Source organism: Vibrio sp. 10N.261.52.C11 (genome assembly GCF_041471405.1).
Lineage (GTDB): Bacteria > Pseudomonadota > Gammaproteobacteria > Enterobacterales > Vibrionaceae > Vibrio > Vibrio crassostreae_C.
Map to the genome: position 1 here is coordinate 1 of NZ_JBFROI010000097.1, position 13,941 is coordinate 13,941.

General features: G+C 42.2%; 10 protein-coding genes and 3 pseudogenes. 5 read left to right on the forward strand and 8 right to left on the reverse strand.

Translation table 11 applies throughout. The features are described from left to right. Nucleotides 1-223 precede the first annotated feature (223 nt). The 4 genes and pseudogenes from AB4323_RS23205 to AB4323_RS23220 form a co-directional block, all read right to left on the reverse strand. A complete protein-coding gene (locus AB4323_RS23205; RefSeq protein WP_198592117.1) occupies nt 224-346 on the reverse strand; it encodes a transposase in 123 nt (40 codons plus the stop codon). Continuing rightward, on the reverse strand, nt 292-882 hold the full coding sequence (locus AB4323_RS23210; RefSeq protein WP_372153456.1) for an RNA-guided endonuclease InsQ/TnpB family protein: 591 nt from the start codon (nt 880-882) through the stop codon (nt 292-294). The genes AB4323_RS23205 and AB4323_RS23210 overlap by 55 nt, the downstream gene beginning before the upstream one ends. A 697-nt stretch (nt 883-1,579) precedes the next feature. Then, a complete protein-coding gene (locus tag AB4323_RS23215; protein WP_102258285.1) occupies nt 1,580-2,089 on the reverse strand; it encodes a hypothetical protein in 510 nt (169 codons plus the stop codon). 1,578 nt (nt 2,090-3,667) lie between these two features. Beyond that, nucleotides 3,668-4,151 (reverse strand): annotated as a pseudogene (locus AB4323_RS23220) (integrase core domain-containing protein); the annotation flags it as partial. A gap of 1,371 nt (nt 4,152-5,522) precedes the next feature. Here AB4323_RS23220 and AB4323_RS23225 point away from each other — a divergent pair. From AB4323_RS23225 to AB4323_RS23245, 5 genes and pseudogenes are all read left to right on the forward strand, one after another. Continuing rightward, entirely contained in the window at nt 5,523-6,350 is an 828-nt protein-coding gene (locus AB4323_RS23225; protein WP_016800044.1) for a CPBP family intramembrane glutamic endopeptidase, read from the forward strand. A 321-nt stretch (nt 6,351-6,671) separates the two neighbouring features. Then, nucleotides 6,672-7,064 (forward strand): Rid family detoxifying hydrolase, encoded by a 393-nt coding sequence (locus tag AB4323_RS23230; RefSeq protein WP_016800045.1) that lies wholly within the window; start codon nt 6,672-6,674, stop codon nt 7,062-7,064. Between the two features lie 272 nt (nt 7,065-7,336). Then, entirely contained in the window at nt 7,337-7,699 is a 363-nt protein-coding gene (locus tag AB4323_RS23235; protein WP_016800046.1) for a hypothetical protein, read from the forward strand. 106 nt (nt 7,700-7,805) lie between these two features. Then, a pseudogene (locus tag AB4323_RS23240) lies at nt 7,806-8,039 on the forward strand (prevent-host-death family protein); the annotation flags it as partial. Then, a pseudogene (locus tag AB4323_RS23245) lies at nt 8,030-8,264 on the forward strand (type II toxin-antitoxin system RelE/ParE family toxin); the annotation flags it as partial. The pseudogenes AB4323_RS23240 and AB4323_RS23245, both read left to right, overlap by 10 nt. Before the next feature lie 1,232 nt (nt 8,265-9,496). Here the strand turns inward: AB4323_RS23245 and AB4323_RS23250 are convergent. From AB4323_RS23250 to AB4323_RS23265, 4 genes are all read right to left on the reverse strand, one after another. Then, complete coding sequence (locus AB4323_RS23250) at nt 9,497-10,777, reverse strand: aromatic amino acid transporter (RefSeq protein ID WP_029222809.1); 1,281 nt, start codon at nt 10,775-10,777, stop codon at nt 9,497-9,499. Between the two features lie 691 nt (nt 10,778-11,468). Further along, entirely contained in the window at nt 11,469-11,735 is a 267-nt protein-coding gene (locus tag AB4323_RS23255; RefSeq protein WP_229648116.1) for a transposase, read from the reverse strand. A 271-nt stretch (nt 11,736-12,006) separates the two neighbouring features. Beyond that, entirely contained in the window at nt 12,007-12,645 is a 639-nt protein-coding gene (locus AB4323_RS23260) for a ParB/RepB/Spo0J family partition protein (protein ID WP_017102340.1), read from the reverse strand. Between the two features lie 5 nt (nt 12,646-12,650). Then, nucleotides 12,651-13,895 carry a DUF3440 domain-containing protein gene (locus AB4323_RS23265; protein ID WP_017102339.1) on the reverse strand — a complete coding sequence of 415 codons (1,245 nt, stop codon included), beginning with the start codon at nt 13,893-13,895 and terminating at the stop codon, nt 12,651-12,653. Nucleotides 13,896-13,941 lie beyond the last annotated feature (46 nt).

A 13,941-nucleotide genomic window follows, 5' to 3' on the forward strand; every position in this document is an offset into this window, starting at 1 on the left:
TCTATTTTTACTTTTTGCCCAAAGTGACAAGATCCGAAGGTCTATGCCTAGCTAGAAAAATGCTATTAAGTCCTTAAAAAACTAGGAGCTCTTCCCTCGTTTGCTTGGGTTTTCAGCATATCTATCTAAGTGACTACTCACCGCCTATTGGGCGATGCTTCTTATTTCGTTAGCCATTGCTCGATAGTATCAAGACTTACGCAGCTTCCATAAGCAGAGACGATTATCCAACCGCCTTTAATTCTAGAAGGCCTTTATCACGGATATTAAGGGCGGCGTTTAAGTCACGATTTATGTCTGTAGTGCCGCCTGATGGACAATCCCACTTGCAAACCGATAAGGGCATTTCTTCCACTTTATGACCGCAACAACAGCACGTTTAGAGCTTGCATCCCACTGATTTAGTTTAACTAGATATTTGCCTTGCTCTTTTAGTTTGTACTCCAACTTAAAGACAAAACTATGCCATGAGGCGTCCGCTATGTGTTTCGCCAGTTTGCGGCTTTTCATCATGTTTGTTGATTTCAATGTCTCAATTATCACCGCTTGGTTTTCGTCAACGAGAGTTCGAGAAAGCTTATGTTGAAAATCAGCACGAGCGTTAGCCACTTTTTCGTGGCATTTGGCAACGAGCAATCTAGTTTTTGCTCGATTGGCACTGCCTTTTGCTTTTCTAGATAGCTGACGCTGCTTTCGTCTGAGATTCTTCTCAGCACGTTTTACAAATCTTGGGTTAGCTGTCTTTCTACCGTTCGATTCAATAGCAAAATGAAATAGACCTAGATCAATACCAGTTACCTTGCTTAACGTAATGCTCTTAACCTTGCCTACAATCTCACGGTTATTATTCGCCTCTACAGGCTTTATTTTCGGGAGTTTGATGCACCATCAAAGACTTTTACACCAACACAGTGATAGCTCGATTGCTTACCGTGTCTACGTTTGAATGTGGGTACTTGGCTTTCAACTTCGGATTAAAGAAGTTATCAAAGGCTTGGTGACGATTGAGTACAGATTGCTGCAAGACGGTTGAATCATCTTGCTTCAACCAGTGGTATTTACGCGATTTCTTGGCAACTGCAAGTAGTGGCTTGATGTCCTTTTTAGGATTCAGTAAGTTTTGAAAAAATCACCACTCCAAGACAAAGTTACTTGGTAGTTACAATACGCATAATCGCCTGGTGCTCACAAAGAGCAAAAGCGTTGCTCGTATAACAAACCCGAACCGATTGAATGCCGAAAACGACTGGAATATCGAAACAAAATTCAGACCTATTGATGGCCTTACCTTATGAGGGTTTGATGCCGTCGCGCATCAGCCGACCTTAATCGTTATACAGACAAGAGAGTAAACCTTTGGCCGACGCGCGATGCTCGGAGGTTGTTTCTGTCGTCTTTTCCGTTTTCTTCGCATAGGCGTCGTCTTCTCGCATTTGTTTAATGGTGGTAGCACAGTCACACACTCTGATACTCACCCCTCCCCCCGGTGCCTTTAGTATTAAGAAGTCGATTGAATTCACCCAAATCACGTGCCTGGATATGTCAGAGGAAACCGTAGAACGTATTTTCATGTGACCCTCTAAACGCCAAAACGCACATCAAAACAAAACCCTGAGCACTTAAACGTCCCCTCCTCCGTTTGCACGAATCGCAACGCTGGAAACACAGACCCGTAAGTGGTGTACAGAATAATGTGATCCGCTCGCTCGTGAAGAAACCATTCACCAAAGCCAGCGCCATTTAATTCAATGAAAAAGTCACGGATTTCATGGAAAGCAAAACGACGCGACACCAATTGCGGAAACTGCTGCTTGATAGCTTCAACGAACCCTTGGCCTTTTAACGACGCGATATCAGCCTGTTGCTCTGGCGACTGACGACGACTGAACATTTTTAAACGCTGGATTTTGGAAACCCAATCAGACTTTCTTTTCGCCTCATCACGACACTTTTTGACTTGATAGCGCAACTTCAAGACCGCCAAAGATCTAGAGACATCATTTTTTGGTGAGCTTTCGTGCCCAGCGGCGAAACGCTGGTCGCTGAACTTTGATTTAGAGAGAGTTAGGCTTGAGTGTCGTTGTACCATGAGGAGTTTCCTTTCTGTTTGAGTATCACTTTTATGGAGCCGCTTGGCTGTCCGGCAAACGTTCTTGGTTCTCAAGGACAAGGGCGCGAAGCGTTCATATACCCTTGTCATTGGGGTTCAGAACGATCACGGTTAACAGCCTGTGAGCCCATCAAATGATGTGAGTCGAAAGGGAAATAGGCACATAAGACAATAAGCCTTTACTCGAACTTAATTAAAGTCAGTGAAAGGAGTGAGGAAGCGCAAGCGTTCTGGCCACGCCTTCGAAATAGGACGTTCTTCATCTCAAAGCCAGCCTCAGACAATTCTAGAGGGGTGATGAGGCTACCTTTTGCTCCGGTAAAGTGATTAGCTAAACAAACGAGGTCTTCCACGATCACCTTGCTTGGTCCGTTGCCATTGTTGGATCACTTTTTCATCAATCCAAAATGTCAGCCGACCCACGATTGCAGGGGTTGGGGTGTAGATTTAACCACACTGTATTTACATTAATATCAAATTTCTCTTTTACAGGGGTCCTGTCACCCCCAAAATACAGGCTAAAAATAACAATAATCTAAACTTTCTTATCTTGCTATCGCTTCAATTAATGCCAACCCACCACCTAATCGCAAAATTTTTGATTTAAAAGACTAGTAAAATCAAAGAAATGTCATTCTCAATACTCGATTGGACTCACTTGTAAGGAAAACATAATTGATAGTTAATTTATTAGTATTCGGTCTGCATTAAGAGTTAGGTGGAGCCTCGTTTAACTGATTTTAATCAAAGGTAGTAATATATGTACACAAGGACAAGAATACTGTTCTATTTGAGTTGTTTTTTTCTCTCCTTTAATGCTAGAGCGATCGATTTATCAAATAGTTACGTGACATTTTATGAGGGACCACAATTGAGTGATCAAGCATTTCTCTACCCTATACTTAGAGAGAAAGATACTCGGGAGCTCACCTATCTTGATGACCTCATTTTAGATTCTCTGAGAGGTGGGAAGTTGGGTTATCAATATTTTGATTCCGGTGGAACGAGCGCAACTTGTCAGGGGTCCAGAGGTGGTTTCATACCAATAGGCAAGAAAACCACCGTAAGAAATCTTAGAGTCCCGTCTTGCTACAACAGCTTAATCATGCGTACGCGCTTATGTCTTTATGACAAGGACAACAAGTATATTGGAGGAAATTGTACAGACTCTTACTATGGCCATACTTTTAATCCTTTAACAGAGAAGCCTAGTGACTATAGGTACAAGAAAAATGGGACGTTTGAGGGATGTGAGTTGAACCCGGTAAAAGTAAAGCTAAGTGACATCTATGAGGATTCGGCTTTAGCCCCTGAGGCAATACATACGTACTTTCCTATTGGAACTTGTCGCGCGGTGCATTTAGAAAGTCCTGACTATAAAAGTTTTACCTCGATTCTCTCTCAGATGCATCCTAAAATATATAAGCGCTTAGGACCTAAGTGCACAGTTCTAGAAACTGAACCAGTGTCTCTAGCCCATACTAATGGGACAGTTATTCATCCTAGTATCAAACCTACAAAAGTAGGTTGCTTATAATTTTTTGCTATGTGTAGTGGTCAACTGAAATTGGCCACGGTTTTAGAGGGTACCCAAGACAATCTCTCTGATTCATTAGGTGTGAGGCCACCATTATAGTGATGTGGCCTCAATTGGCTGTAATAGCCAATGATGTATTGGATAATTTATTGTTGAGCCTCAGAAAAGCTACGATAACCTACTGTTGGGATCCACTCCGTCTTTAAGCTTCTAAAGAAACGTTCCATTGGAGCATTCTCCCAGCAATTTCCTCGTCGAGATAAACTTTGTTTTATCTGAAAACGCCACAGTAACTGACGATATTTTCTACTCATCTAGTGACTATCTTGCTCGCTGTGGAATGTAGCCCCTTTAGGCTTTCCTATACTGATGTCTCGGTAATTGACAGCTAATCGAACCAAGCGTTTTCATTAGCTTTGTTGCTAGATAACGGCTCAGAGCTACGCCTTGATTTATCACCAGATCAGCAATAGTTCTCGCTCCCGAAGAGCCATTGCTTACCGCTGCGGTCCTCACCTCGCTTGCGGTCACCCCCTCATAAATTCCGTTGTGGAAGGTCATTAATGGCGACGGCAACATACAGCGATAACACTTCATACGATGTAAGCGATTCCTTGACGTGGACGTCGAATGAGCTGAGCACGGCAACGATGACACCTACTGGCTGGTTGTCAGGGGTTGCGGTTGGCAGCACGACAGTCACGACAGCTGAAGATGGAGGTATCACCACTCACACAATCGACGTGAATGTGTTCACATGTAGAGTTACTGGATCTTCATGTCTTGAGAGCTTCGATACTGGGAGTAGGAAGATGTTTATCAACTCACCATCAAAAATATTCCTAAATAGCCTCGGCGGAGAAAATATTGGTTTTACAAAAAAAAGGAGTTAAAAGGGTTATTTAATACATACGGTAATATGTTTATCGTGCGAGTCTAGGCGCTCAGGATAAATTACTGGTCAGGGACGAATCGAGGTCCTGGTTTGAGTGTAAGACTCAAAAATGGCAGCGAAGGAACCAGTATGCCAGCGCCCCCTGCGTCTCAGACCCTTCACGGTTGAACCCTCGCGCTTGTGATTCTAGCCCTAAACCACCGACTAAAGTAGGGGGTTCTTTGTATAGTTTTGATGTCTTCCCAACCTCGCCCCTTTTTTCATCCCAGTCTTCATAGCAACTAGAATCAATAGCTCTAGGGTGACCACGTTCCAAGAAAGCGGCGCAATCTCGCGTCATAAGCACCGCCTCCAGCTCCCCGTATTTGTTTGAGTAAGATCGGGAGCACTTATCTCTACGCACGTTTTTGTCTTGCATGAGACCTCGACTTGCTTTGCTCTGAGGCTGATACAAGTATAATCCGGACAAATGAGCCAACCTAAATGTTCAGGCGTCCTAAGTGAGAATTTCGGAGTTTTTCCTGGCGTTTTGCTTTTAGTTAGCGAACCCACGTAGACTTACCCACATCCATGAATTGGGCTGCTTCAATGACCGATTCAAAAAATTAAATTTTTATTTAATTACCTATAATTAAATAATTAAACCATAGAAAAAACTCTAACATTCCATTCAATTTATTTGGGAAGATAACTCCTTTAAAACCTAAAACATTGGTTTCGCTCTCCAGTTAAATAGAGGGGGAATTTAACTATGAAATTATTAATTACTCTTCATAAGGTTGGAAAATTTTGGGGGGTAACCCTAGGCCGTGGGATTAAAAGCTAGCTCCCAGATTCGCTTGATAGAGTGCACCTCTCTTGCAAAGGGCTCGTTATAGTGAGCCTTACCAGCGCAGCACGTTCGCGAAGTGAGCTTAAACGACCAACATGATAAAAGCGGCAAAAACTGCCTTATGGTTATTAATTTTTTGGAGTTTACGATGCGGTTAATGATTTCAGCTGTGGTGGTGGTTTACATAGGCTATTTCTTTCCAAGTTATGTCCTGCTTGATTACTACCTGAGCATTACCCGAGAGTGGGCATTAAATCCGACTTTGGATCGAGCACTCTACTCTGCTTTCGCCTACTATTTTCTACCTGTTATCGCTTTTTTCGTGCTATTTGTTAGTGCTCGGCGAGATAAGCATTGGAAGCAGTACTTAACCTCTTGGCCCAGAAACGTATGTACATGGGGTGAAGGCGCGTTGATATTGATTGGGGTGATTTCATTAAATTCCGTATCAAATTATCTTCAATATATTATTTTTGATTGGTTTTCCCCGGGATCTTGGCAGGCCCAATCCTACAATTTTACCCCTTTATTTTCGGCCTCTGATGGAGTAATTGATTGGTCGAGTGTGTTGCGAAGCGCTCTAGACGGTGTGCTCATTTCTCCCGTGATAGAGGAGCTCCTGTTTCGTTATTTGTTGTTTGTTATTTTCAGGTCCATTTTTGGGGTTACTAACGCCGCATTACTCTCAAGCTTAATATTTGCTTCAATACACCAGTGGGCGCTGGACGCATTTATGTCTGGGGCGTTTCTATGTTGGGTCTTTGAGCGATATCGCCGCCTAGGAGTAGTCATTGTCATTCATGCTTGCCATAACCTGTTTATTTTACTTTATGATCTTGTCTATTATTTAAGCACTCAGCTTCACTTTAACCCTTGGGAGGCGGTTGATATTAGTATTATTGCGTTGCAAGTGGGGTATCTAGTGATTTTTTCACTATTTATTGATTATCAGCGTAGAGGGTTTAAGGAGAGGTAAGGTTTATACGGGGCGGTCTACTTTACGCCTTTATTTTAAATTCACTTGGTTGAGTTTTAGCGTGCTTTGGTTGTCAGCCACTTTTCTCCTCCATCATAAAAGTGAAATGAACGCTACGCGATTTTCACAATGAAAACAGTGCTGCCAAGAGGGAGTAAGGAAAGGATATTTAAAAGTTAGTGAGTGGTCTAAGCAAGCAATTGTCTTGCCTAGCTTCTCCGTTCCCTTCAAATCTCATTTTTAATTATAGTTAAATAATAAGTGTTTTTTTACCCAATCCTATAGCTTTGTTGATTCATCAAAAACCTATGGTTAAATAATATGCGAAAAATAATTGAAACTCAGTCAGCCCCTAAAGCTATTGGCCCATACTCTCAAGGGGTGATTTCTGGAGGGCTAATTTTCACTTCCGGACAGCTACCGCTTCACTCACAATCAGGCTTGATGGTTAAATCCTGCCTTGAAAAACAAACGACTCAATGCCTAGAGAACATGAGAGCCATTTTGCTACATGCGAATACTGATGTGTCAGACGTAGTGAAAACAACCGTTTATCTTACCGATATGGTGAGCTTTTCAATTGTGAATGAAATTTATAATGATTTTTTCATTAAACATGGTGCCAATTATTTTCCCGCAAGAACCTGTATCGAAGTGTCAAAACTCCCTCTCAATGCCATGATTGAGATAGAGGCCGTTGCTGTCGCACCTTAGCCGTTAACGTTTCGTAATTTTTTAGCTCCAGGGTGCCTATGTCGTAATTGTCATCAACAGCGCGAAAAATCCGAATGAGAGCATATTTGGTACGCTTAACTACTGAGCAAATTGATTCCTTAAAATCAAACTTAGATAGTACCTTCTATTGGTTTCAAGAAGGTACTGTGCTCAACTTCCTTGCGATAGCAAAATTAAAGAGCATGTTGTAGAACTACTAAAACATCGAAAATAAGACACCTAACAAGGCCATCTATACCTCAGGAGGAAAAATGGAAAAGGTCATCCGAGAACTGGCTAAAGAAGTAGGTCGAGTTATTCAAAAACCAGAAATGAAAACTGACTTTGTAATCAAAGGTCTCGGCATACGAAGAGGTGAAGAGGCGTTAATCTATCGTATTCCCTCTCATTCTAAAAAAGCGTCTTTCTATGAAAAAGGAGTGACTCTCTCTGAATTCCAGTTCGCTTACGTACATTTAAAAGAATCGGGTTATTTTACGAGAGCTTGGTTTAATAAAAACCTCTCTGCTTGTGCAAAAGAAGGGGCGTGCAATTTTACAACAATAGGCGGGGTTTTTAGCATTTTAGGTGTGGCAGAATACACCTCAAAGGCGACCTATCAATTAAAGGCATAACAAACTGTTTAGTGTAACTCCCAACGCTTTGCATTTCTCTCCACTAAACTTACTAAACTCAAGTGATTCAATAGTATCACTTGAGTCTTCTGTTGGAGTCCTTCTCATGAAAGTCGAGCTTATTACTTCCCTTAAGCGTCAAGCGACCAAAACCCTCACAGACCTAGCCAGTGCTGTTCACCGAACATGGGACCCCCTCTACGTATCTGGTTGATGTGGACACCAGTTTATGCAAAACCGTTTGGCTATTCTCGAAGGGCTTGCTGGCGGTGAACTCGCAATCTCAAAGGCAAAGCACTGGGTCCTGATGAAGCAAGGAAAAATGTCAAAATGGCTGAAGGGATTTGGAGTGAGCCCGCGTTATCGACTCTCAATAATTCGCGGAATACATTGCCCTTGAAAACCTGCTCGCTGCCAAACAACTCGTTCAAAACATCTTCGAAAGAGTCGAACGCCTCAGCTAATTTCCCGAGTCTGGGCGGGGCGTCTTCCTCCTGATCTTAAACACCTCAATTCTCGTGAATTCGTGGTTAATCCTTGCCGTGTTTTTTACCAAGCTAAAGGTGTGCATCTTTAGTTCAGCTGAACTAACCGTTGAACTAAAAACGTCTCAAGACGCTCTTGAAGTACTCGACCGTGATCAGTTTACCTTAATGAACGACCCCACGGCTATACGGCTGAGACGGGAAAAATTATCGTTATAAAACAAGGCAAAGTGACGTTTTCTGTTGAGGCCCAGAGGCTCATCAGCCCGTTATTAACTATCACGAACACCACCGCTGAAAATGTGTTGCTCACTTAATGAGACGGAGCGGAACAATACGAAAAGCGATTGCTTAAAGTGATAGAAGGCTTAACTTGGCGACACAAACGGTAAGTATTTTAGTTCTTCCCCAAGTTTGGATTTTAAAAAACTCAATTATACCGTTAATGAGATGAAATATAATGTGGTGCGGTCTTACGCAAAAAGCATTCAAGCGCTAGAGTAGAATGCCCCGATGGACGGACATTATGCAAATTTTCGACAACAAGATGGTGCGAGAAAAATGACAGTGTTGGTAGACAATATGACCGTTATTGCAAGGATTTAGCAAAGCTAACCGTCCCCGAATTAACTGCGCTCACCAAGGAGCATGGGGAGTTCTATTCATACTTCCCAACGCTTCATTTCTTTTGGACGTCGAGTAAAATTGCGCCAGAAATCACCACGCAATCCGCCGGCGCTTCAGAGTTTCTGTCTATCACTTGGTTCTCAAGAATTTCAAACATCCATAAGAGCCATTCTTCTCTGGCCATCTGTGTACGGAACATTCAAGTTCCGTCGGCAACGCTATCGAAAGGCCGAGGGCTGGCTCGGCTTTTCAATGTCTTTATTAACGATGTTTACTGGGGCTCCAAGGTTTCGCCAGAGCGATGAAAACGCTGGAAATTTACTTCTTTCTAGGGCCACTCTGTATGAGCCTCAGCGATCCGAGGGATTTGGTTTCCATGAATTGACCCATTGCCGCCCAATGGGCAATGGTTTGGGACGGGGTCAGTCCAGAGCTTTTGGCGGCTCTGAGTGCTTGTTTGAACAACACTTGATCGATATAGACACTCACTTTCATCACTAATCCTTCTTGTTCATGCTTACTTTATTTAAATTTACTCGGAACCCAAGATTTTGCCGCTAGAGTTTATTTTAAAACCGTCCTAATAGGGCTCGATCGGCAAATAACCACGCCCCTCAGCGCTCGGGTTGCTCGTCCTTGACCGTGATTTGAATCTTTTGGATGGGTAATTTTAAAATTAATAAGGCTAGACGCCGTCAAAAACGGGCAGCGCTTCGAACAGGACTAGTACGTTGATAACGATGATGCTCACACCGTAGATAAACACACCAACCAACACCAACTCTCCTCCAGGCACTTGGTAAGCCTTCGATTTTTTCTGATCTTCTTCACTCTCTTCAAGGTTGTTAAACGCTGGTCTTTGTAGTCTCGATTTCCTTACTAACAATGCCGGTACGATACATGCCCAAATCGCAGCGGCAGACGCTGCATAACCAATTGCGCTAAGAAAACCAAAAGGAAAAAGAAGAGAAAAAATAAGAGGCGGAATAAATGTAACCGCCCAGGTCTTGGTTCTTCCTTTGGAGGTAGCATCAAATTGAAAAAGATCGGCCAAAAAATCAAACACACCCAACCCTACCCCAATAAAACTCGACAAAATGGCCGCCGCTGAAAAAGCACTAATGACATTTGATAGGGTTTCTTCAGCCAACACTGCTTTTAAGCTGATGAGTAAGATGTCTATATTTCCACCTTCTGCAATTATAGGGCCGAAGCTAATTCTTGGTAAATTACCATAGATACTTAATAGCCAAATGGTGTAGATAAAGAACGCCATGAGCGTTCCGCCTACAATCGCCCTTTGTGCGAGCCTTTCATCAAGGTAGTAGTCTCGCAGAGTGGAGACGCTGTGCTGGTATCCAAATGAAGTTAAAGCAATAGGGAAAAACCCCCATACGTATTGCGCATACTCAAACTTTAAGTGAGCAGTATCCAACAAAGTAACAAGATTAACATTAAACCAAAGGCCAGCAGTCCCAAAAATAAAGCTGATAATCATAAATAGCATCAACACCATGGAAATGCGGTCAACTGTTTTTGTTGAATGCCAAACTAGTCCAGAAAAGATAAGCACAAAAAGGATAGAAGCTAGTTTAGGGGAAAGGCCAAAGTACTCCTTAATGATCAGTCCAGATGAAGTGATGTAAGCGTACAGTAAAATCCCTCCCACAAAGTAGATCATTAAGTTATTAAAAAAATTAACCTCTTTTCCTAACAAATCTTTTGTGATGGAAGAAAAAGACGACCTGTATGGATAATCTTTTAAAACTTCGAGTAACAGACAACCACTGGTTGTCATAATGAGCATAGTGAAGAGCAAAGCCATTAAAGCACCGATGGTCCAGACCCCAGCCCCTGCAGCGGGAAGTCCAAGCATACCAGCGCCGACGCAAATACAAGCGACAATACAGGCTCCTCCAATCATTGAAGGCGGGGTTGTGCTCCTTACCTGTTTCATACTAGACATAAATAAATACCTTTCTTTTCTTTAGTTCAATTGCTCTTTTAGACTGCTCCCCTTACAAGCTAGGAGGCACAAAAAAGCGCTAGAACCTAGAATCTAGAACTTAATTTTAGGAATGACATATTAATTAAATTCTAAATTAGCCTAATATTTCTACCTAGTTAACCTAACTAAAAAATATTGTTTCGATGTTGAGTGCAGAAGGTGTCAAAATCGGGGGGGATTTAAGGTTCGTCAGAGAATGCGTGAAGCTGGTTAATGAGTAATCAGCCAGGTTCGCATCGATATAAACATGCAAAATTGGAGAGGCTAGACGCGATGATCTTACTTAGATTGGGTCTGGTTCGAAGTAGACCTACTTAAGCCGACGCGTTGTGGAATGGTCTTTATCAGATAAGCCTGATGCCACAATTTCAGGCAAGGAAAGATATGAGCTATTACTTGATGAGTTACTACAATCGGCCTCGGCCTCAGCACGCAACTCATGGGCTGTCGCCAGTAAATGCCGAAAATAGGCTTAAATCAGTGTCCGAAATGTTGACCACTTACACTTAACAGAATAACGTCTATCTTTTGGGGGGTCAGCGTGGTTTTTGTCTACGAGAGTTCGAGAGAGTTTGTGTTGAAAATCAGCGCGAGCGTTAGCGACTTTTTCATCGCATTTAGCTAATAGCAATCTAGCTTTACGAGATAACTACTTCTGCTTACGTCTGAGGTTCTTCTCAGCACGCTTTATAAATCTGGGGTTAGCTGTCTTTCTGCCGTTCGATTCAATAGTAAAGTGAGACAGACCAAGATCAATACCTGTCACCTTACTCACTGTATGAAGCAAACTAGGCGCTTCCACTCCATCATCAACAAGGATAGATGCGTAGAACTTACCTGTTTTACTCAACCTGACAGTAATACTTTTAACTTTACCTACAATTTCACGGTGAATGTTCGCCTCTACAGGTTTCATTTTCGGAAGCTTGCGGTACATATGCGACTTTAAATGTAGAGCTTTGTGGTTCGCACAACGCCAAACTGAGCTATTAAAAACTCAGATTGCTCTTACGTTGGGTAAATGCGTGCCTTAGTTGCTCTTAACACTCAAAATCCTTAACTGTATTCATGAACAGTCGTATATCAACTGCTTCGGGCTGTCTATCTTAAAGTGCTATCGCACTTTCGCCTTATCTCCCCGCCCTCAGAGCTGGCGAGGGTTTACGGCGTGATTGCTAAAAAATCAATTACTCCCAGGACTGTGAAAATTCTTGATCTTTAAAGGCAGCAGCGAGGCCTGTGACTTGCTGTAATCGTAGAACTTCATCTTTATCCATTCCCAATTCGTAACAAATTTTATGATTTGCCCATCCCATCTCTTTGAGTTGAATAATCAGATCTGCAATCAGTTCAACTTGGTGTGAGCCACGCGCCAGGTTATGGCGAACAGAAGTCGATATGCAATTTTCTTCAGGCAAATTAAGGACCACCGCGGGGATGTACCCCGTTAGGGTTTGCAGCTCTGGGTGGTTCAATAATAATTGATAACGATGAAACCCATCGATGACAACGTATTTTTTGACCGAAGTATTCAAACGATTAACCAAAATAGGCATAGTTAAACCATTTTTCTCCATCGACGTTTTTAGGAGTTTGCTTTCTGGAGGCGCCATTTTATTTGGGTTGTATTGATTAGCTTCTATTTCATCAAGTGGGATCATTTCAACATGACAAGCTGGCGGTAAATCAGGAATAAGCTCGATGAGTACTTTGGCTGCTTTATTGTAAATTGCGACCTTATCAATGACTTGTTTGTCCGTGTTATTGATAGATTTCAACGGCTTCTTGGTGCGATGCTGATAAGCTAGAGTAGGTTCACTTTCCATTCGTATCACTCTTCTTCTCCATAGAGGGCATGGTATTGTTTTGCTAAGGACTTGTTGTACCCAAAAGAGAGTCCTCGGCACCAATAGTCATTTTTAATCAGTACTTTACAAATTCTTCTCCAACTAGGAACTTGCTTCCTAGATTCCAATTTACTCTCTGCGTAATCAGGGATGCAGGTCACTCCTTTTTGAGGACCGTTTTTACGCCACCACTGTAAGAACTTAAAAATTCGGTCTCGGTAATGTTTTTCTACATGTGGCGGCATGGTTTTCAGAAGGTATTTACTGTATTGCCGGTAGCTAAGCCCCGGTGGTAATTCAAAGCGATAATAACCAAGGATACGCCCCTGACTTTTTGAGTATCGAGCACCAAAGTTACATCCTTCTACTCTGGCAACTAATTTTTGCCAGGTATCAGGTTCTAATATTTGATATAGCCACAGCCCTTTTCTTTGCTCATCGCCAAAAGGTTGGCAAAGCCGCTGCTGTGAAAGAGGGACGCCGGCCTTATGCATTAAGTCGTAAATACGGTTGTAATCCCAACTAAAGCGGTAATTCGCAACCCAAATATCTTTAGTTTTCCAATCGTATAAGGGATAAGCCATATACACATTTGGCTGCATTTTAGTCGTCCAATATTTATCTGAAAATTTTTTTTTGGACCTATTTTTAATGGTATTGAAGCGATGTAAAGATTCATCAGCACGTATACCGATTAACACAGCGATTGGCTCACCCCTTTCCTTTTGGTACCAATGAGCAAACTTAAAAACAAAGTCTTCAAACTCCATCCCGTTTTGGAAAAAAGGGAATACATCCGGGTTTGAAATCACGCCTTTATGCGGTGGTCGGTCCCTGACCCATTGCGCTTCTTTAGCAGGATCCCAACAAAGCCATTTAGGCTGAAACTGTGAGATTGAATTCCTTAAGCTGAGCGGTAAACAAACCCAATAGGGGTTAATTTCTCCGTCCAGTACCATGCGCTCAATGAAGGCATGAGTTTCATGATACTGAGCTTCAAAGTCCACGATGAGTACATCGACAGGTAATCGACCACGCTTTTTCGCTTCTTGAATAGTCAGATTTAAAAGGACGCCAGAGTCTTTCCCTCCAGAGAAGGAAACATAGAAATGGTTAAAGTTGTCGAAAAGATAGCAAATTCTTTGTCGAGCGCCTTCAAGCACATTGTATTTTTGCTGAATTTTATCTCGAGAGAAATCGCCTTCTCTTCTTTTTTTATTGGCAATCATGATTTCCACAATGTCATTAACTACTCAAATAAAAATAAATAACTTT